This window comes from Flavobacterium psychrophilum DSM 3660 = ATCC 49418, assembly GCF_002217405.1.
Taxonomy (GTDB): Bacteria; Bacteroidota; Bacteroidia; order Flavobacteriales; family Flavobacteriaceae; genus Flavobacterium; species Flavobacterium psychrophilum.
Map to the genome: position 1 here is coordinate 1 of NZ_MUHE01000031.1, position 21,546 is coordinate 21,546.

At 34.5% G+C, this 21,546-nt stretch carries 9 protein-coding genes and 1 pseudogene; 9 read left to right on the forward strand and 1 reads right to left on the reverse strand.

Features of this window, described 5'->3' with window-relative positions:
* From B0A57_RS09080 to B0A57_RS09110, 6 genes and pseudogenes are all read left to right on the forward strand, one after another.
* Positions 1 to 974: pseudogene (locus tag B0A57_RS09080) on the forward strand (PorP/SprF family type IX secretion system membrane protein); the annotation flags it as partial.
* A 111-nt stretch (positions 975 to 1,085) separates the two neighbouring features.
* Positions 1,086 to 11,651: a T9SS type B sorting domain-containing protein gene (locus B0A57_RS12240; RefSeq protein ID WP_038465761.1), complete on the forward strand. Its 10,566-nt coding sequence runs from the start codon at positions 1,086 to 1,088 to the stop codon at positions 11,649 to 11,651.
* A gap of 46 nt (positions 11,652 to 11,697) precedes the next feature.
* A complete protein-coding gene (locus B0A57_RS09095) occupies positions 11,698 to 12,669 on the forward strand; it encodes a PorP/SprF family type IX secretion system membrane protein (protein ID WP_011962198.1) in 972 nt (323 codons plus the stop codon).
* A 128-nt stretch (positions 12,670 to 12,797) separates the two neighbouring features.
* Positions 12,798 to 13,985 carry a phosphoglycerate kinase gene (locus B0A57_RS09100; protein WP_034097125.1) on the forward strand — a complete coding sequence of 396 codons (1,188 nt, stop codon included), beginning with the start codon at positions 12,798 to 12,800 and terminating at the stop codon, positions 13,983 to 13,985.
* Positions 13,986 to 14,090: 105 nt separating this feature from the next.
* Positions 14,091 to 16,187 (forward strand): LysM peptidoglycan-binding domain-containing protein, encoded by a 2,097-nt coding sequence (locus B0A57_RS09105; protein WP_011962200.1) that lies wholly within the window; start codon positions 14,091 to 14,093, stop codon positions 16,185 to 16,187.
* A gap of 56 nt (positions 16,188 to 16,243) precedes the next feature.
* Entirely contained in the window at positions 16,244 to 16,693 is a 450-nt protein-coding gene (locus tag B0A57_RS09110; RefSeq protein ID WP_034097120.1) for a GNAT family N-acetyltransferase, read from the forward strand.
* Here B0A57_RS09110 and B0A57_RS09115 read toward each other — a convergent pair.
* The gene (locus tag B0A57_RS09115; RefSeq protein ID WP_011962202.1) at positions 16,690 to 17,508 is read right to left on the reverse strand and encodes an OmpA family protein; all 819 of its coding nucleotides are present in this window, start codon (positions 17,506 to 17,508) and stop codon (positions 16,690 to 16,692) included. The two genes, B0A57_RS09110 and B0A57_RS09115, sit on opposite strands and share 4 nt — an antisense overlap.
* Before the next feature lie 626 nt (positions 17,509 to 18,134).
* On the opposite strand from B0A57_RS09115, the gene trhO reads away from it, so the two are divergent.
* The 3 genes from trhO to B0A57_RS09130 all read left to right on the forward strand — a co-directional run bounded on the left by trhO (position 18,135) and on the right by B0A57_RS09130 (position 21,542).
* Positions 18,135 to 19,493, forward strand: a complete 1,359-nt coding sequence (gene trhO, locus B0A57_RS09120) for an oxygen-dependent tRNA uridine(34) hydroxylase TrhO (RefSeq protein WP_011962203.1) — start codon at positions 18,135 to 18,137, stop codon at positions 19,491 to 19,493.
* 170 nt (positions 19,494 to 19,663) lie between these two features.
* Entirely contained in the window at positions 19,664 to 21,055 is a 1,392-nt protein-coding gene (gene ricT, locus B0A57_RS09125) for a regulatory iron-sulfur-containing complex subunit RicT (protein ID WP_011962204.1), read from the forward strand.
* Positions 21,030 to 21,542, forward strand: coding sequence for a gliding motility lipoprotein GldH (locus B0A57_RS09130; RefSeq protein ID WP_011962205.1), 513 nt, complete (start codon positions 21,030 to 21,032; stop codon positions 21,540 to 21,542). Before ricT ends, B0A57_RS09130 begins: the two co-directional genes overlap by 26 nt.
* Positions 21,543 to 21,546: the final 4 nt, after the last annotated feature.

Genomic DNA, 21,546 nt, shown 5'->3' on the forward strand with positions numbered 1-21,546 from the left:
GTTTGCGCAAAGAAAAAGCAGAAGCCGATGCCAAAGCGCTTGCTGACGAGACAACTGAACGCTTGCGTAAGGAAGCCGATGCTAAAGCCAAAATTGACGAAGCCAAAACAACTGAAGACAAAGAATTAGATAACCTAAGCCAAGTTCTAGAAGACTCTAAGAAAAATCAGAAGCAATCGTTATCTAGATTAGACTCGATTACAAAAGCAAAAGATAATGAGCTTAAGGAACTTAGAAGAGTAAATGATTTGTCTGATAAAGGTATCGTGAGCGAAGCCAAAGACTTTCAAAATACTAGTGCCGCAAATAGAGCATTAGAATCGTTGAAAAGCGAAATAGCCGAAAGTTCTAAAAATCAAAATAATTTTATCAAAGAGTTTGAAACACTTACAAACGAAAGATTGAAAAAAGTGCCTAATAGAAATGATATTGTTAATCAAAGTAATTTAAAAAGTCTTGAAAAATTAAAGCTAGATAAATTAAATAGCGACAAACAAAATGCAGATTTATTAACCAAATTAGAAACAATTAAGGCCGAAACAGTTATCGAGAAAAGCAGAAGAATCAAGCGAGCACAATTTGATAGTGATGATGCAAAATATCAAAAAGATAGAGAAACACTTAAAGAAATAAAAACAAGTACTGCACCAACAGGTCAGACTTATAAACCAACAGATTTCGATTTTGGGGAAGAACAAGCAGGTACACAAATCATCAAAAACAACGATAATATACCTGAAGGATATTATATTGTTATAGCAATACACAAAGATGTAGCAAAAAGAGACGCATTCGTTAAAAAAGCAATACAAGCAGGTCAAAAAGATATAGACTTTTTCTATAACGCAAGTAATGGAAATTATTATATTTATTATGATCGACAAAACCAAATACAAGAGGCTACAACTGCCATGGAAAGCAAAGGAAGCAAACCATATAACGGTAAAATGGTGATTGTGAAGGTCGAAAAATAAGTGCGTTAATGTTTTTTAGCGTTTTATTAAAAAAAAAACGCTAAAAAAATGTTAATTAATTAAATAAAAATAAATACATTTAGCAAAATTATAAAATTTAATATTTTTATTATGAAAGTAAAAAAATACATATTTGTAATATTAATACTGTTTTTTTCCAGTATAATTACAGCACAAAACAGGGTGCCTTTTGGTATTCAGTTCGATAAAGACCTGCATGGAGATATGCTCATGATTGGGAATAATACCTTAAATCGTGATACTGGTTCAGGATTTACGCCTAATGTTCCTTGTAATGATCCTAATCAAGGAAATGGTGTGCAGATGGGCTATATTGATATCGATAATGATTCAAGCACATTTTGTTCCAGTAGCGCAAACTTAGCCATACCTCCTAGTCTCTTATCTCCAGGATGTAGTAGGGTTGTGTATGCAAGATTATATTGGGGCGCAATTGTAAGTGGCAACGATAGCAGAGCAAATATTAACAAGATAAAGTTTAAGACCCCTGGAGCTGGAGGTTATAATAATATTGTAGGAAATATTATTCATGATGCAGGATCTAATCTTATTGCCGGTTGCAGGCCCTATGCTTGTTCTGCCGATGTAACTAATCTTGTTATTGCCTCTGGTTCAGGTATATATACTGTTGCTAATTTAGTGTCTAGTACTGGTTTTAATACAGATTCTCCAGGAACTGGATTAAGTGCCGGATGGTCCTTATATGTTGTATATGAAGATCCAGGATTACCAGCTAAATCTATAGTTTCTTATGAAGGATTTAGTGGTATTGGTGGTAATGCAGTCTTAGATATACCTATTATTGGTTTTCGAACTAAAGCGGTAGGCCCTGTAAGGGCTAAGTATGCGTTTATGTCGTTAGAAGGAGATCAAAATATTACTGGAGATTATTTAGCTATTAATGGTTATTATATGTCTGGAGGTACTAGGGCTACTGATAATTTTTTCAATAGTAGTATTACACCAGTAGGCGTTCGTGTCCCTAATAGTACGAATACATTAGGGGTAGATTGTGGTATTATAGATGTGCCAAATGGTGGTAATGCAACAATTGGTAATAATGTAGCCTCTGTTAATCTGCAAATAGGGACAAGAAGAGATGTTTATTTTCATTTTTTCGATGCGTTTAGTGTAGAAATTATAGAGCCTCAAATTTCAATAACAAAATTAATTAAGAATCTTGCGGGGGTAGATATAGCAAATACGGGTGTGGGGATCTGCGAGGATTTAAAATATGAAATTAGTTTTCAAAATATTGGTAACGATGATGCGGTAAATCTTACCATTAGAGATGTACTGCCTAAAAATATTACTTTTAATCCCGCAACATTAGTACTCCCTCCTGGTATTTTAGTGCAATCATATAATCCTGTTACAAGGGTTATAATTTTTACGGTAGCAAATAATTTAGTCAAATCATTAGCTCAATCTCAAACAATTACTATTCCTGTAAAAGTAGTCTGTACTTGTTTAGAATTAGATGATGCTTGTTCTAATTTAATACAAAATCAAGCATTTGCAAGTTATGATGGTGCTTTAAGTGGTACTCATGTGCAAGATAGTCCTAGTCTTTCTGCTTTCGACCGTTGTAATCTAGGAGTGCCTAATGCTACTAATACATTAATTAATCTCGATGCTTGTAACTTTAGCCAAGATGTAGCTTTATGTGGTAACAATCCAGTTACTATGACAGCAGCATCAGGGTATCAGACTTATAACTGGACCGGGCCAGGAGTTATTACCCCTGTGTCAGGAACAAACAATCAATCTGTAACCGTAACACAAGTAGGAACTTATACTGTTAATAATATAATTAATACCGCTCCTTGTAGAAGCATTGTGCAAACATTTGTGGTAAAGGATTTTGGTACTGGATTATCTAATCCAGTAATTCCTTTTGCAACTTCGGTCGTTAATTGTCCTAATGATGGGTTAGATTTACCCCTTATATATTTGTGTGGTGCAGCAGACCACAAGCTAATTCAAACCACTATTTCGGGTGCAACCTCTATTACTTGGGAAAAATTAAGTTTAGGCGGATCTTGTACCGCAGTGGTAAATCCTAATTGTGCAAATACTAGTACTAATTGTGATGCTACACATTGGATTAATCCAGTAATAGGGTCAAATTTTGATGCCACAGCAGCAGGAGAATATAGAGTAACCATAAAATTCCCCAATGGTTGTTCACGTATATTCTATTTTAACGTTTTTCAGAATACATTAAACCCAATTGCTACTCCTAGAGATGCCATTTGTACTTCACCAGGAAAAATAACAATTACAGGCGTTCCTGCGGGTTATGAATATAGTTTAGATTGTACAGCAACTTGGCAAGCAAGTAATGTTTTTGCTTCTGTTCCAGTTGGAGTTCATTCTGTTTGTGTTCGTAAAATAGGATTAGTTGGAGGTTGTATATTTACGGTACCAAATATTCCCATTGTAAACAGAGTTTTTTCAGCTTCTGCAATTCTTACACAACCTATTTGTAGTACCGATAAAGGAACTATAAATTTAGCTGCAAATGGTGTTTTACCACAATATACATTTACGATAAACAAAATGCCAGGGTCTGTATTAGTTAGTACTGTAGGGCCTACAAATAGTAGTAGTGCACTATTTAATAATTTAGCTCCGGGTAATTATACTTATACCGTAGCAACACAAGATGGTTGTACGGTTACCACTCCGTTTGTAATTGATCAGCCATCGCCAATTACGGCAACAGTAGCATTAACAAAGCCTTTGTCTTGTGCCGCAGGAGAAATTACGGTTTATCCAGTAGGAGGCACGCCAAATCCTGCTCCTAACCCATATATATATCAAGTTACAGGTGCGGTAAATATTCCTATGCAAGTTAGTCCAATTATAAATGCGCCAGTTCCTGGAGTATATAATATAAGAATTTTCGATAAAAACAACTGTTTTGTAGATACATCAATAACAGTTTTAGCACCACCACCACCAGTATATACCGTAAATCAAACAAATGTTTTGTGTTATGGTAGTAACACAGGTGCCATTAACTTTAATGTTACAAATGCCAATGGGTTTACTTTAGAGTACAGTATAGACGGTATTAATTTTTTTCCAACCCCTAATTTCCCTAATTTAATTGCAAATACTTATACTATTATAGTTAGATATACTTTAGGTACCGCAATATGCTTAACAACCCCAGTTACTATTATAATAATGCAACCAGCAGCAGCGTTAACGGCTTCTGCAGGAGTTTCAGAATTAGCGGGTTGTGGTCCTTTAGGAGAAGGAAGAGTTAGAATTATAAATCCTCAAGGAGGTACTGGAGTTTATACGTATAGTTTCGATAATTGTGTAACATATGGTCCTTCTAATCAGGCTTATTTGATGCCTGGCACTTATACAATATGTATTAAAGATTCTAATAATTGTGTTTTTTCAATGAGCATAACATTAGATCCGCCAGCAACACCTCCAACAATAGCAGTAGCTCCACCAGTTTTTGCTTGTAACGGAACTGCAACAACTACAGTTAATGTAAACAATAACGGTGGTAGTTTTGCCTATACTTACTTGTTAGATGGTGTACTTAATACACCTCCAACAAGTAATGTATTTACACCAGTTACTTGTGGGCCTCATACGGTAACGGTAAATTATCAAGCTACAAATATTCCAACACCAAGTAACCTATTGTTTGAAGACTTTGGTATTGGTGCTAATACCACTACACCAGGAATTGCAGCAGCTTATTGCTTTAATCCTCAAGCTTATCCAGCAGGTCAGCCTTGTGGCTCTAGTCCTATTAATGGTTTACCAGCATCGGCATGTGGTACATGGGATTTAGTTGATAATCAGTATGTTGTAACACCATTACTGAACCCTAATAATTGCGGATGGTTTCCTTACCGTGATCACACCTCAAACGGAACAAATCCTAACGGAAGATTTTTAGCTGTAAATATTGGATCGGCAGCAGGGCCTAATGGTGTTTTATACAGCAAAATAATTAATAATATTTTACCAAATATGCCAGTAATTGTAGATATTTATTTGGCAAATTTATTAAATGTGGGTAGCACAGGAGCAGATCCTTCTTTTATACTAGAATTAGTCGATGGGTCAGGAACGGTTGTTGCTTCTCAAAACACAGGAATTATAGACAATACAGTAAATGCTTGGCAATTAAAATCATTAACATTAAATCCAGGCGCGAATACCACACTCACCTTAAAGATAAGATCTGGAAGTATTATTTATGGTGGAAACGATGCTGCTATAGACGATATAAATGTTTATCAGCAACCAATAGCATGTGTAAAAACAGTTAATTTTCCTATAAATATTGAGTGTGGGAAAGCTTTTTCTGCTACAGCTACAGCTCATTCTCCAAATTGTCCTGGAGGAAATGATGGTTTTATTAGTATCAATGCTCAAAATTTTGCCGCAACAGGGTTTGAATATAGCATAGATGGAGGACCTTGGACTACATCATTAGTGTCATCAGTTACTATTTCTAATTTGACTGTGGGAACTTATAATGTTAAAGTAAGATATGATAGTAGCCCTGCCAATGCGTCTTGTAGTTTCTCTTTAATTGTAAAAGTTAAAGATGATTTTTCACCTATAGCTGTGTCTGTTAGTGTAACACCAGCTACTTGTTTAACTGGTGCAACAATAACTGCTTCATATACTGGCGGTTCTCGATTGCATGAATACCAATTGCAAACGTCTCCTGGTGGAGTAATAGTTACTCCTTATCAAAATAATAATATATTTACAAATGTTCCCACAGGAAGTTATGTTGTTATTGTGAAGGATTCAAGAAACTGTACAGGGACCTCGCAAGTTATAAATGTTGTTGCCCCTACATTGCCTACTTTGGCTTTAAGTGTGGCACCGCCATCAGATTTTTGTTATCTGGCTACAAGCGGATCTACACTCGTAGTTACTGCCTCAGGAGGGCTGGCACCTTATTCGTTTAGTATTAACGGTGGTCCTTATCAGGCCAGTAACACCCCTACTAATAGTCATACTTTTGCTAATTTAGTACTTGCTACTTATACCATTAGTGTTTTAGATGCCAATGGCTGTAAAAATTTAGTTCCGTTTACTCAAACTATAAACCCACAACTTGCATTAAGTACAGTACTTACTAAAGATTTAGATTGTACCGCTTCGCCTAATGCTGTTATTACTGCAACAGCTATAACAGGCGGTTATCCGGGGTATAGCTATCAAGTTATTTTTAATACCGTTCTAAATCCTACCGTTTTCCCAATTGTTGGTTCAACATTTACTTATTCGACATCAGTTGCGGGTACTTATCAGTTTTTGGTTAAAGATACCAAAGGTTGTACCGTATCCTCTACTGTATATACTATAAATGCACTTGTTCCAGTAGCCGAAACAAACACACAAGTAAATAATAAATGTTTTGGCGATACCGCAGGAAGTGTAACAATTACACCATCTGGTGGGGTTGCTCCTTATGTTATTCAGTGGAATGGGGTAGGGCCTTTTACTTCTACAACAACTTATTCTGGATTAGCGGCAGGAACATATTCATATATTGTAAGAGATGCTAAATTTTGTACTAAAAGTGGCAGTGTTACCATAACAGCACCTTTACAAATTGCTTATACTGCGGTTGTAAATTCTATTATTTGTGGTTCAGGAACAACTTATACTTTAGGTTCTATTTGTGTAAACGGATTATCAGGAGGTGTTGCACCATATACTTATACTTTGGTAGATTTAACAGGAGGAAATCCGGCACAAACCCACATCGAACCATTGGGTGCTGCTTATTGTTTCCCAAATATAGATTTTGGATTGTATAATTTGAGTGTTACAGATGCAAATGGTTGTACGATTGTAAAATCTAATCTCGCCATGGCAAGTCCTCCTGGTGGACTAACTTTTGCAATTTCAAGTATTGCTACATGTGGTGCAGGAGCAAGTTTGACTGCTACAATTTCAGGCGGAATTACAAGTGCAGGACCATATCAATTTGGTATTGTCACTCAAATGAATTCACCATATTCATTAAATTTCTTTAATGCTGTTCCCGGAACACCACCATCTTATACCTTTACCGGTTTAATTCCTGGGGCAACATATACAATTGTGGTTAGAGATATTATTTCGAATTGTTATTATTTTCATACTGCTCCAGTAACAAATACTAACTCTACACTAACTGCGGTGGTAACTCCTAAAAATGTGTCATGCAAAGGAGCGGCTGATGGTACTTTATCCTTTACTTTAGCTGGTATGTCAGCTGGAGTTACTCAATTTACCTATCAAGTTATGAATTCATTTACTAACTTACCATTTGGAAGTCCAATTCCAATTACTATAAGCTCACCATTTACTTTTCCATATACAACAGTGCCATTACCTGTAGGTACATATACTATTTTAGTAAGAGAGCTTGACGGTACAAATGGAGGTTGTGGTAAAACTTTCGGAAAGTTTGATATTTTAGAATCTGCAACAGATTTGGTATTATCTGCAACTACTACAAATGATAATTGTAATGTAAATGCAGGAGTTATTACTCCTACCGTTTCGGGAGGAACTGGACCATATTTGTATCAATATTTACCAACAGGAAGTTCAGCTCCAACTGCTACTTTGCCAGGAGCTTGGACAGCAACTAATACATTTAATGGAGAAAGCGGTACATACGACGTGTATGTTAGAGATGCTTACGGTTGTATTAAAACTGTTCCAGTTACAATAGGACTAGACCCTTCACCAATTATTACTGCCAATTTAGTAGATGCTTGTGTGGCTCAAGGAACGTATAAAATTAATGTTGCCATGCCTACAGCAGGTATGCCACCTTATACTTTTAGTATAGATGGCGGTGCTTTTGTAGCCAATACAACTCCGTTTATAATTTCAGGATTGTCATCAGGTGTACATACAGTACAGGTTAAAGATAAAAACGGTTGTGGAAATACAGTTTCGGTAACGATACTAACACCACTTATTGTTTCGGCAGTATTTACAACTCAACCAACTTGTTTCAATAACAATGGTACAATTACCGCAAGTGCTTCTGGCGGTTCTGCACCAGCAAATTATACTTATACTTTATTATCAAACGCTTCGGTAGTACTTGCAGGGCCACAAGCTATTCCTGTATTTACAAGCCAGCCAGCTGCATGTTATATCATTAGAGTAACAGATTCGGCTACGGGTTGTAGTGCTAATACTCCATTTTGTCTTACTGTACCAACTCCTGTTACATTTAGTACCGTTCCTAAAGATGTAACTTGTAGTGGCGGAACAAACGGAACAATTACTGTTAACTTAACAGGATTAAGCGATAATCCACCTTACACATATCAGATAACTGCTGGTCCAGTTACTACAATTATTCAGTCATCAAATGTGTTTACAGGATTGCCAGCGGGAACATATACCATCGAGGTTGTTTCAGGTAGAACTTGTAAACTAATAGACAATAATGTTATTGTGGGAACACCTAATCCTATCGTTGTGCCACCAGCGACCATAACCCAATTTGGTTGTGCTGCAGGGACAAATACAGTAAACCTTGCTACTATTGCAGTATCGGGTATTACAGGTGGTTCAGGAGTTTATACAAATTATGAATTTGTACTGGGTGGTGTTGTATTACAAACTGGGTCGAGCAACACCTATTCTACATCAAATGCTGCTGGAGGTATTTATACTATTAATGTTTCTGATAGTAAAGGTTGTTTAGGAACTGCTACTGCTGTAATAAATCCTTATATATCTATAAGTAATCCTACAGTTGTTGTAAATAATCCAATTACTTGTACTACAAATGAGCAAATTACTGTTTCGGTGGCTGTTGCTGGTGGCGTACCTCCGGTTTTCAGTTATACTGTTACGGGGTATCCAACAAATACAATTCCGTATAATGTAACACAAAACACACCAACATTTGCTGGATTAACAATTGGAAATTACCTAATCACAGTATTAAACACAGTAACAGGATGTAGTGTGCAAACGGTACATTATGTTTTCAATCCAAATACATTCTCTTTATTAATTAATAATATAGTCGATGTTACTTGTATTGCAGATAATAACGGAAGTGCAAACATTACAATTATAGATGATGATGTAACACCAACAAACGATGCTGGATCATTTAATTACACGATTTTAAATAGCCTTGGCGCAACAGTTGCTTCAGGAGTTAGTGCTAGTGCAGGACCATTAACAATTACTGGTTTAACTTCAGGAATATATACAGCAAATGTTACATTGGTTAATCCACCAAGATGTTCGGTAACCAAAAATTTCACAATTTCTGGACCAACAAGTGGCTTAGCAATTGCCACTACAAGCTCGCCTATAACTTGTGTAGGGGCAAATAACAACGGAACAATTACTGCATCAGCCACTGGTGGTTGGGGTGCTCCTTACGAATTTCAACTTCAAATAGGTGCATCAATAGTTACAGCGTACAATGCCAATCCGCAATTTATAGGACTAACAGCGGGTACTTATACTGTTTTTGTAAAAGACGGTAGAGGTTGTAAATTACCATCTACTAATATTATATTAACCAACCCAACAATAATAAATGCAAGCGTTGCTGCTGCAACTCCTAATCTTGCTTGTTTTGGAGATAAAACTTCAATAACAATTTCAAATATTGTTGGTGGTCAAGGAAGTAATTATTCTTACACAATAAAAGGACCCTTGCCTACTATTCAATCTGGTGCATTCCCAATGCCTGCTAGTGGTACGGTAACCATTCCTAACCTTGCTGTGGGTAATTATGATATTGAAATAAGAGATGGTTGGAATTGTTCTAACAATTTCCCAATTGTTATTGCGCAACCAACTGTTGTAAGTGCAAGTTTAACACAAACTAATATTTTAACTTGTGCACCAGGTAGTGCCTCAGTTACTCTAACAGGTTCTGGCGGAACACCTCCGTATAGTTATAGTGCTACAGGAATTGCAGGTTCGTTTATTGGTTCGTTTAACCCATCAATACTCATATCGGGTTTAAATGCTGGAACGTACAGCTATTATATTCAAGATGCAAATGGTTGTAAGAGCTTGGCTTCAGGAGATGTAAAAATTACGGCTTTAGAGCCATTGGTACTAAAATTATTATCTACATCACAGACTAACTTAAATTGTTTTGGCGATACTGGTGTTATTAATGTTGTTGCTCAAGGGGCTTTGGGTAACTATGTTTATACCTTAACTAATATTGTTACAGGTGCGGTGGTAACCAATGCAACAGGAAGTTTTGCAAGTTTGCCAGCAGGTAATTATCAAGTTGCTGTTGTAAGTGGAAATTGTAACATACCGCCTATTTCTGTAGTAATTGCAGGGCCTATAAAATTTGAGGTTTCAAGTTTTTCAGAGTTGCCAGTTACTTGTTTTGGAAGCAGAGATGGTCAAATTATACTAAAAATAAAAGGTTATGTAGGGCCAGGGCCATTAGAATATTATATTACAACATCAAACCCTGTAGTTTATAGTTCACAAACTTTACAGTTGCCGGTTACGCAAACGCCACCTGTAACTAATCCGATCACTTCGTTTGATCCGTTAGTGTGGTATGCTACAATAGCTAATTTGCCTTCTAACACAGTTTCGTCTGCGCCAGGAGTAATACCAGTTGTGTATTCAGATTTCTATTCTATTCATTTGCAAAATGGACCATCGGGTTGTCCGGCCGATTTGACAAATTTATTTATCAAACGACCAGAGCCAATAGCTGCAAGGCTTAATACCCCAGTTGTACAAGCATTATGTTTAGGAGATACAGCTTCCTTTAGTATTACTATTGCAGGAGGTAATCCTGACTACAGTGTTAGTTTAGATAGCAGTACAGGACCATTTACTTTAGGATCTGTTGGGCAAACAGTATTTAGTTTTACAGCACTTAATGGAGGTACACATAAGGTTTATATTAAAGATAAAAATGGTTGTACAGAAAATATAGTTGTTGTTTTAAACAAACCAGCAAATTTTACTCCAATAGTAAACCATGATTGTGTTCTGAACGCACGTGAGTATAGCGTTGATGTAAACAGTACACCAAGAAACCAAGTAGCCACTTATAGTTTAGATGGTGTAGCGTATAATTCGACTAGTATATATACAGGACTTACACCTGGATTACATTATGTTGATGTTAATGTTGCGGGTTGTATTAAACGAGTGATGTTTACTGTAGAAGCACCAATTGTATTAACAGTAAGTAATGGAGGTCTTAATGAAATTGTTGCTACTTCTACAGGAGGATCAGGCGGAAATTCATATACTTTCAACGGACATAATAACGGCACCAATAGTTATATTATAACCGAAACTGGCGTTTATACAGTTAAAGTAACCGATAGCGACGGATGTTATGATGAAAAAACTTTTCCAAAAACTTTTGTCCCAATTACCATTCCTAATGTTTATACACCAGCCGATGGCAGCGGATGGGCACCACTAAATACTTCTAATTACCCTAATCTAATGATTAGAGTTTATGATAGATACGGTCGTTTAGTAGTCGAATTGCCAGAAGGTCAAAAATGGTACGGTAAGTATAACGGACAAGAATTACCATCAGGAGATTACTGGTATGTAGTAAAAGTAGATGATAGAAATTCTGATGAATTTGTTGGACACTTCACATTGTACAGATAATTTTAATTCGAGAACTATGATAATATCACTAAATAAAATATTTAAAATGAAAAAGTTCCTGATTGCGATTGTTTTACTATCGTTTACAAAGAATTTTGCACAAGAGTTAAATGTACCGCCAGCCACACAATATCTGGCAGACAACCCTTTTGTTATTGCACCAGTGTACGCCGGAATAGGAGATAATTTTAGGATAAGATTAAACGGTTTTGCACAATGGGTTGGTATCAAAGATGCTCCTAGAAATCAAGGATTATATGCCGATTTTAGAATAGCCAAACAATCAGGAATAGGACTTTCTATATACAACGATAAAAATGGATATACAAGACAAACAGGTCTAAAACTTTCGTTTGCACACCATATTATCTTAGATTATTATTCTAAACAATATTTATCTTTTGGTCTCTCTTATAACTTTAATAGTTTTAGAATTGATACACAAAATTTAGATTACAACCCTTTGGTCCTAAACGACAGATATACAGGAAATGATAATTTTGATGTTAGTTTGTTGTACAGAAAAAAAGCTTTCTATATCGCTTTTAGTACCTCTAACGTGTTAAATAAAAATATCGAAAAATTTAAATCATCGCCAATAAACTTAGAACCTAATTTGTTAAGAAATTACCAAGTTTATACCGGATACACCTTTAGAGGAAACAGAGATAGCAGAACCGAAATAGAACCATCTGCATTCCTTCAGTATTTTCAAAGTGACGGGCGTTCCAGCACCGATTTGAATGTTAAACTAAGGTATTTAGACAACCAACGAACAGGTTATTTCTGGGTAGGCGCCACCTATCGTTTTCTTAACGACCAACCCATGAAACCACTCACCGTAGGGCCAATGCTAGGACTTAAAAAAGAAGGCTTCTATATGGGTTATTCCTACCAGCTAACACTAAACGAATTGTCAGCCTATAACTCCGGAACGCACATGGTAACCTTAGGCTTCGATTTCTTACAAAAAGCAAGCAATTGTCCTTGTACACAAAAAGAGAATAACGACAATTAGATTTTTTAATATTAAAAAAAAAGAACCATTAAATTATTAAGTTAAATTAAGTACAAAACTTAATATTTCTTAATAACTTAGTGGTTCAAAAATTTAAACAACACAAAGCTAACACACAATACAAAAGCATGAAAACAATTTACGACTTCAACTTCCATAACAAAAAAGCCCTAATAAGAGTAGATTTTAATGTCCCCTTAAATGAAAGCCACAATGTTACCGATGCCTCCCGTATCGAAGCGGCAAAACCAACAATAAATAAAATTCTTGCCGATGGTGGAAGCGTAATTCTAATGTCGCATTTAGGAAGACCAAAAGGAGTTCAAGCTCAGTTTTCATTACAACATATTGTAGCTAAAGTATCCCAAATTTTAGGAATTTCGGTTCAGTTTTCTCCAAATTGTATTGGTGAAGAAACAGAAAAGGCTGCATTAAATTTAAAACCAGGAGAAGTTTTATTACTAGAAAACCTTCGATTCTATAACGAAGAAGAAGCGGGCGATATCGAATTTTCGAAGAAACTAGCAAAACTAGGCGATATTTATGTAAATGATGCCTTTGGTACAGCACACAGAGCACACGCTTCTACCACAATAATCGCACAGTTTTTCCCTGATTACAAATGCTTTGGAGCACTTTTGGCCAAAGAAATAGAAAGCATAAATAAAGTACTTAAAAACAGCGAAAAACCAGTTACAGCAGTTTTGGGCGGAAGCAAAGTTTCTTCAAAAATTACCGTAATCGAAAATATTCTAGACAAAGTAGACCACATGATTATTGGAGGCGGAATGACTTTTACTTTCATAAAAGCATTGGGTGGAAAAATTGGTAATTCACTTTGTGAAGACGATAAAATCGAACTAGCATTAGAAATTTTGCGTTTGGCGAAAGAAAAAAATGTACAAATACATCTTCCAGTCGATGTTGTTGCTGCCAATTCATTTTCTAACGAAGCAGAAACTCAAATTATCGATATCAATAATATTCCTGACGGTTGGCAAGGTTTAGATGCTGGACCAAAATCATTAGAAAGCATCAAAAAAGTAATCCTTGAATCAAAAACGATACTTTGGAACGGACCATTAGGTGTTTTCGAAATGTCAAATTTTGCAAACGGAACCATTCAATTAGGTCATTTTATTGCCGAAGCTACTAAAAATGGTGCATTTTCTCTTGTAGGAGGAGGCGATAGCGTTGCCGCAGTAAAACAATTTGGTCTAGAAGACAAGATGAGCTACGTTTCTACGGGCGGTGGTGCCATGTTAGAAATGCTAGAAGGAAGGGTTTTGCCAGGAATTGCAGCTATTTTAGACTAGAAAACACAACTTTAACAATATTTTTACTTTTTTTTCGTTTTAAGACTTTATGTTTGTATCCAATCGCAACGTATTGAAATATAATGCTTTATAAAACCTACTTTTATGACATATAAAAAATTTACTTTTTTACTACTTCTATTTTCTATCACAAATATATTCGCTCAAGATATTGTTTTACATGATTCTATAAAAAAACCTGAGCTAAAACTCTCATTTCTAGACTCATTAAAAACCACTTATGTAATAGATGAAATGTCAGCTTGTGTAGATGAAAAATGTTTTAAAGAACTTACCAATGAAGATATTTCTAAAGAATTATTAGCTGATTTAAAAAATATTAACCTTGATGAAAAAGTAGATTTCGAATTATCAACAGAACTTTTAAAAGAAAGATTAAGATTAATGGATGAGAAATCGCCATTTAATATCGAATACAATGTAGGTTTAGAAAACATTATCAAATCATTTCTTAAAAACAGAAAACGTTCTTTTCAGCGACTATTGGGAATTTCTCAATATTATTTTCCCATGTTCGAAGAAGCCATGGCAAAATATAATGTACCATTAGAAATAAAATACCTTGCTATTGTCGAATCTGCATTAAATCCAAAGGCAGTTTCTAGAGTAGGTGCAACAGGTTTGTGGCAGTTTATGTACCAAACCGGAAAGCAATACAAACTTCGTGTAAATTCTTATATAGACGAACGTAGCGACGCCCTAAAAGCAAGTGAAGCCGCTGCCCAATATATGAGTAATATGTACAAGATTTTTGGCGACTGGGAATTGGTTCTTGCCTCATATAATTCGGGAGCAGGAAATGTAACTAAAGCCATTAGACGCTCAGGAGGACACCAAAATTTTTGGAATATCAAGAAATTTTTGCCAAGAGAAACAGCAGCTTATGTTCCTATGTTTCTTGCCACAATGTATATTTTCGAATACCATAAAGAACACGGCATAATGCCAGAAAAAGCAATTGCAAACCATTTTGCTACAGATACTATCGCCATAAAAAGTAAAATGTCTTTTAAGCAAATCTCACAATTATTAGACATGCCAGAGGCTCAAATAGAGTTTCTAAATCCTTCGTATAAAATGAAAGTCATTCCGTATGTAACAAATGAAACCCACTTTTTGTGCTTGCCAAAAGACAAAATAGCCATTTTTGCTTCAAACGAAGACAAAATGTATGCCTATGTAAATTACGAAGAGAAAAACCGAGAAAGACCTTTTGCCGAAAAACCGAAAGCTAAAATTATGAATAATTCTATTACCCAAAATAATGAGGTAGCAGAAGTTTTGGTTGAAACTAAAACCATTATAAAAAACGTTTCTAAAACTAAATTTTACAAAGTAAAAAGCGGAGACAATCTTAGCGATATTGCCAGAAAATATAATATTGCTATGTCGGATTTAAAAAAATGGAACCATCTGAAAAGTAATAATGTTCAATTAGGTAAAAGTCTAAAAATTATTATCGATGAGAGAATTGCAGTTGTTCAAAAAGTTAAAAAACCTACTTTAGATGCTAACCTTGAATTAAAATCAGAATCAACCGTAGAAAAAACAGTTGCTGTACTTGATAAGCCAGTTTCTAAAAAGGAAATAATTAGAAAAGAAAAAATGGCAAAAGCAGACGCAGTTCTCGAAAAGACTGCTGTTGTTCTCGACCATATTGTAAAACAAGGAGAAACACTAAGCAGCATTGCAAAAGAAAACAAATTATATGTAGCCGATTTAAAAAAATGGAATAACCTAAAAGACGCTAACATTAAATTAGGCGATAAGCTAAAACTTTCTAATGCTACAAGCCTTGCTATTGCAAATGAAGTTGTAAAACCAAGTACCGAAACCGCTTTTTACACCATCAAAAAAGGAGATAATATTTCGTTAATTGCTAAAAAAAATGACGTTACCATTGATGATTTAAAGCAATGGAATGATCTAGAGGACAATGTTATAAAAGTAGGAACCAAGCTTAAAATTGAAAAAGTATTAGAAGTTGTTGCAGAGGTTTCTAAAAAAGAAACTAAGAAAAAAAGCAAATACGAAGAACAAAAATTATATGTCGTGCAAAAAGGAGACTCGCTGTTTAGTATTTCAAAAAAGCATAATACTACAGTTGCCTATATTAAAAAATTAAATGATATAAAAGACGAAAACCTGCAACCAGGAATGAAACTTAAAATAAAAGGATAATAAAAAAGGGAATCGTAAGATTTCCTTTTTTATTATATTTGTATGAAACAAATCTTATGACGTTATTAGCATTCAAAATAAAGCCTTTTAAAGAGATTTCTACTCAAGAATTATACGAAGTGCTAAGGTTGAGAAGCGAAGTCTTTGTGGTCGAACAAAACTGTGTCTATCAGGACATAGACAGCAAAGATCAGGAAGCAATTCATGTTTTAGGCTATTACAATGGCGAATTGGCTGCTTATTGCAGGCTATTTGATGCAGGCAATTATTTCGACAATGCTTCTATAGGACGTGTTATTGTAGCGCAAAAATTTCGTGGTAAAAAATGGGGAAACAACCTTATTGTTGAAGCTATTACTGTAATAAAACAATGTTTTGGTAAAAGAGAAATTACCATTTCTGCACAATTATATCTGCAAAAATTTTACGAAAGTCATGGCTTTGCTAAAACTTCCGAAATGTATTTAGAAGATGATATTCCGCATATAGAGATGAAAATACATTAAACTTTAGTAATTACAAGTTCGACCCTGCGGTCATATTGTGGTTCTTTTCCTAATGGTTTTCCAGTGCCATAACCTTTATAAATCATTCTGTTTTTGCTTATTTTTTTAGCCACAAAAAAATTATAAACAACCTTGGCTCTATTAATAGAAAGCTCTCTTTTTCTAGTATCGCGATCTATTGCTTCTTTCTGATAAGGCGGTGTGCAACAAACATGACCTTGAATTTCAAATTGTAAATTTTTATATTTAAGCAACATTTTTGCAATTTTTTCTAAATCATTTTTTGCATTAACATTAAGTTTGCTGCTTCCTTTTTGAAAAAGGACATCACCTAAAAAAATCCTGTCGCCCAAAATATGGTTTTTTTGCACCATATCGAACATTCCAGGTATCTTAATTTTTGGTAATGGTTTCATATTAACAACCACATCTACACGACGATTTTTAGAACGAACTTCTGGAAGGTTTTCTATAATATCATCATCAATCATCACACGACCTTTACCTTCAATGGTAACAATGATTTTGTTTTTTATACCACTTTCAACTAGCTTTTTCTGAATAATAGAAGCACGATTGTTAGATAATTTGAAATTATACGATTCCTTACCACGGTCATCGCAATAACCATATATTTGAACAGATTCTATTCTAGTAGAATCGATATTTTTAATAAAATTTACTGTTTCGTTTGCTTGTTTTTCCTCGAGTTTAAACTTATCAAAATCGAAATAAATAGAATGAATTATTTCTTCTTGAGCCATTATAGCCTCAGAAAAAGAAAGGAATAGTAGTAAAAACAAGAAATGGCGCATGTGGTTTTTACTTGTAAATTTAACTATAATACACAATTTACCAACTAAAAATATAAAAAACTACAATAAATTACTGCACTATTAGAGTAGTACAATAATAAATAGGCGGAAGACCGAAAAGAGTATAAATAATACGATTTTGTTGTAAATTTACTGCAATAACAAATGCACGGTTTGTTATTGCAAGGAATGATAAATCCTATTAAGTGATTCAGATTATGAGATTCCTCGCTACTCGGAATAATATACGCACCAATATTACAGTCTTTTTTAAATTAAAACAGTATAGGTGTCTTGTTTTTCATGACATATCAAGATAATAAAGCCATTGGGTGTAATTCGTTTCTAATAGACAGAGTCATATATTTTAAGCCGTTTTGCTTTAGTAATAGGCAACATAGCTTTGTGGGCTAAGAATTGGTTTGGCTAACGCTTTTTTCTATATCTCTATTTGGTTATATTTTAAAATAATTGTTTTTATTAATTGCATTAACGTGTTAATAAAAACTTCGGATATAAAAATAACTGCCTTTTTAGATTTCTAAATTATATAAAAAGTTATAAATTTGTACCTGAATTCTTCCAACTAGAATTTACAACATATTTCTAACTTAAACGTTTATAGCATGCAACTGTATAACACCTTAAGCGCAGAAGAAAGAGCCGAACTGATAGATCAAGCAGGCAAACAACGACTCACGTTGTCTTTTTATGCGTATGCCAAAATTGAAAACCCACAACAATTTCGAGACGATTTGTTTTTAGCTTGGAACAAGCTCGATGCTCTTGGTCGAACTTATATTGCCAAAGAAGGAATTAATGCTCAAATGAGTGTTCCTGCCGAAAACTTTGAAGCTTTCCGAGAAACATTAGAAGCTTATGATTTCATGAAAAACATTCGTCTAAATGTTGCTGTAGAACATGATGATCATTCGTTCTTGAAACTAACTGTTAAAGTCCGAAACAAGATTGTAGCCGATGGTTTAAATGACGAAACTTTTGATGTTACAAATATTGGTGTGCATTTGAAAGCCAATGAATTCAATCAAATATTAGAAGATCCCAACACGATTGTAGTCGATTTTAGAAACCACTACGAAAGCGAAATAGGTCATTTTAAAGGCGCCATTACTCCAGATGTAGAAACATTTAGAGAAAGTTTGCCAATAATTAACGAGCAACTAAAAGATTTTAAAGAAGACAAAAACCTAGTCATGTATTGTACTGGTGGTATTCGTTGCGAGAAAGCTTCGGCATATTTTAAACACCAAGGTTTTAAAAACGTTTTTCAATTAGAAGGCGGAATTATTAATTATGCCAAGCAAATAAAGGAAGAAAACTTAGAAAGTAAATTTATCGGAAAAAACTTTGTTTTCGACCATCGTTTAGGCGAAAGAATTACTAATGATATCGTTTCGCAATGCCATCAATGCGGAAAACCTTGCGATAATCATACAAATTGCGAAAATGAAGGTTGTCATTTGCTGTTTATTCAATGTGATCAATGCAAATTAGCTATGGAAAACTGCTGTTCTTCCGAGTGTCAGGAAATTATTCACCTCTCATTAGTAGATCAAGTAAAATTGCGTCGTGGCATAAAAAACGGTAATATGATTTTTAGAAAAGGAAAATCTGATAAATTGTTGTTTAAACATTCGGGCGAATTGAGCGATGTTACTTTGGCAAAAGCAATAGATACAAAAGATATTCGTCAAAAAATTAAAACAAAAAAAGTACTTATTGGTAAAGCTGAACATTATTATGTAAAATCAGAAATAGGCTCTTTTTTAATAGAAAATAAAGAACTAAAAATAGGCGATAAAGTTTTAATATCTGGACCTACAACTGGCGATCAGCAACTAGTTTTAGAAAAAATATTTGTAAACGGAAAAGAAGATTCTGAAGCTAAAATAGGAGATAAAATAACATTTCACATTCCATTTAGAGTAAGATTATCAGATAAATTGTATAAAATTATAGCATAAAAATTACAGCAAAAGTTTTAGAAATCACATCAAATAGTAATTAATTTAGATGTGATTTTCTTTTTATAAAAAATCTGAAATCTAAAATCTGAAATCTAAAATCTTTGTTATCTTTACAAATTAATCATTTTATGAATTTAAGTTGCTTTTTGCAACACTATATATAAATTATGGCATGTACAAGTTGTTCGACTTCAGATGGTGGTGCACCAAAGGGGTGTAAAAATAATGGGACTTGCGGCACCGATAGCTGCAACAAATTAACAGTTTTCGATTGGCTTTCTAACATGACTTTACCAGGAGGACAAGCCCCTTTTGATTGTGTAGAAGTGCGTTTTAAAAACGGAAGAAAAGAATTTTATCGCAACTCAGAAAAACTAACCCTTAGCATTGGCGATATCGTAGCTACCGAAGCTTCTCCGGGACATGACGTAGGAATTGTAACTTTAACAGGAGAATTGGTTAAGGTGCAAATGAAAAAAAAAGCTGTAAATCACGAAGGGGAAGTGGCCAAAATATACCGAAAAGCCTCTCAAAAAGACATCGATATTTGGAGCACAGCTCGCGAGAGAGAAGAACCTATGAAAGTTCGTGCTCGTGAAATGGCAATAGCATTAAAGCTTCAAATGAAAATTTCTGACATCGAATTTCAAGGAGACGGATCTAAAGCTACATTTTATTACACAGCAGAGGATAGAGTCGATTTCAGACAATTAATTCGCGATTTTGCTTCCGCTTTTAGTACAAGAGTCGAAATGAAACAAGTTGGTTTCCGCCAAGAAGCCGCTCGTTTAGGAGGAATTGGCTCTTGTGGTCGTGAATTATGTTGCTCTACGTGGTTAACCGATTTTAGAAGCGTAAACACATCGGCAGCACGTTACCAGCAATTGTCATTAAACCCTCAAAAGCTAGCAGGACAATGTGGCAAACTAAAATGTTGTTTAAATTATGAGTTAGATACTTATATGGACGCTCTGAAAGATATTCCAGACATGGAAACCAAACTTTCTACCGAAAAAGGAGATGCCATTTGCCAAAAAATAGACATTTTTAAAGGCTTAATGTGGTTTGCTTATATAGGAAATTTTGCACAATGGCATATTCTTAAAGTGGCACAGGTTAAAGAAATCATGGCGCAAAACAAAGAAAAAATAAAAGTTACCGCATTAGAAGATTTTGCTGTTGAGATCGAAAAACCAGCAGTCGAAAAAACTTTTCAAAATGCCATGGGACAAGATAGTTTAACACGATTTGACCAGCCTAAAAAGAGCAATAACAACAAGAAACCAAACAGAAATAGACGCCCAGAAATTGTAGGTAAAGAGAAAAATGTAAATGTAGCACCAAAAGTGATTCAAAAAATTACACCAAACTTAAAACCAAACAAACCAGAACAAGTTAAGCTAAAACCTAATAATCCTAACCAAAATAAAGCAAATTCGAATAACCCAAATCAAAACAAAGCAAATCAGAATAACCCAAACCAAACAAGACCAACCCAACCCAAACCAAAAACAAACGGACCAAAAATTAGAAATGAAAAGAAAGATTCTAACAAATAGTTTTTTATTGTTTTTTGTCGCTTTTGGATTCATTTCTTGCGATAAATCTCAAATTTTCGATGAGTATCATACCTTTGAAGATGGTTGGAAAAAAAACAGCATCATCAATTTTACTTTCAACCAGAGTGCATCAAATGAGCCACGAAATTTATTTATAAATATTCGAGACAACAACCATTATGAGTTTAGCAATTTGTTTCTAATTGTAAAATTAGAATCCCCTAGTGGTTTAATAAAAGTAGATACCTTAGAGTATCAAATGGCATATCCAGACGGGAATTTACAAGGCGAATTAATAGGAAATGGCTTCTCAGATATAAAAGAAAGCAAACTTTGGTATAAAGAAAATATGATCTTTCCTAAAACCGGAAAATATAAAGTATCTATACAACAAGCCGTAAGACAAACTGGAAAAGTAAAAGGAGTCGAAAAATTAGAAGGAATTACCGAAATAGGTTTTAGAATCGAATCGTTAGAAAAAAAATAAAAAA

What these genes read in the sequence shown, in the direction of transcription:
- B0A57_RS12240 (WP_038465761.1), top strand. Translation starts at nt 1,086, where the DNA reads ATGAAAGTAAAAAAATACATATTTGTAATATTAATACTGTTTTTTTCC.
- B0A57_RS09095 (WP_011962198.1), top strand. Translation starts at nt 11,698, where the DNA reads ATGAAAAAGTTCCTGATTGCGATTGTTTTACTATCGTTTACAAAGAAT.
- B0A57_RS09100 (WP_034097125.1), top strand. Translation starts at nt 12,798, where the DNA reads ATGAAAACAATTTACGACTTCAACTTCCATAACAAAAAAGCCCTAATA.
- B0A57_RS09105 (WP_011962200.1), top strand. Translation starts at nt 14,091, where the DNA reads ATGACATATAAAAAATTTACTTTTTTACTACTTCTATTTTCTATCACA.
- B0A57_RS09110 (WP_034097120.1), top strand. Translation starts at nt 16,244, where the DNA reads ATGACGTTATTAGCATTCAAAATAAAGCCTTTTAAAGAGATTTCTACT.
- B0A57_RS09115 (WP_011962202.1), bottom strand. Translation starts at nt 17,508, where the DNA reads ATGCGCCATTTCTTGTTTTTACTACTATTCCTTTCTTTTTCTGAGGCT.
- trhO (WP_011962203.1), top strand. Translation starts at nt 18,135, where the DNA reads ATGCAACTGTATAACACCTTAAGCGCAGAAGAAAGAGCCGAACTGATA.
- ricT (WP_011962204.1), top strand. Translation starts at nt 19,664, where the DNA reads ATGGCATGTACAAGTTGTTCGACTTCAGATGGTGGTGCACCAAAGGGG.
- B0A57_RS09130 (WP_011962205.1), top strand. Translation starts at nt 21,030, where the DNA reads ATGAAAAGAAAGATTCTAACAAATAGTTTTTTATTGTTTTTTGTCGCT.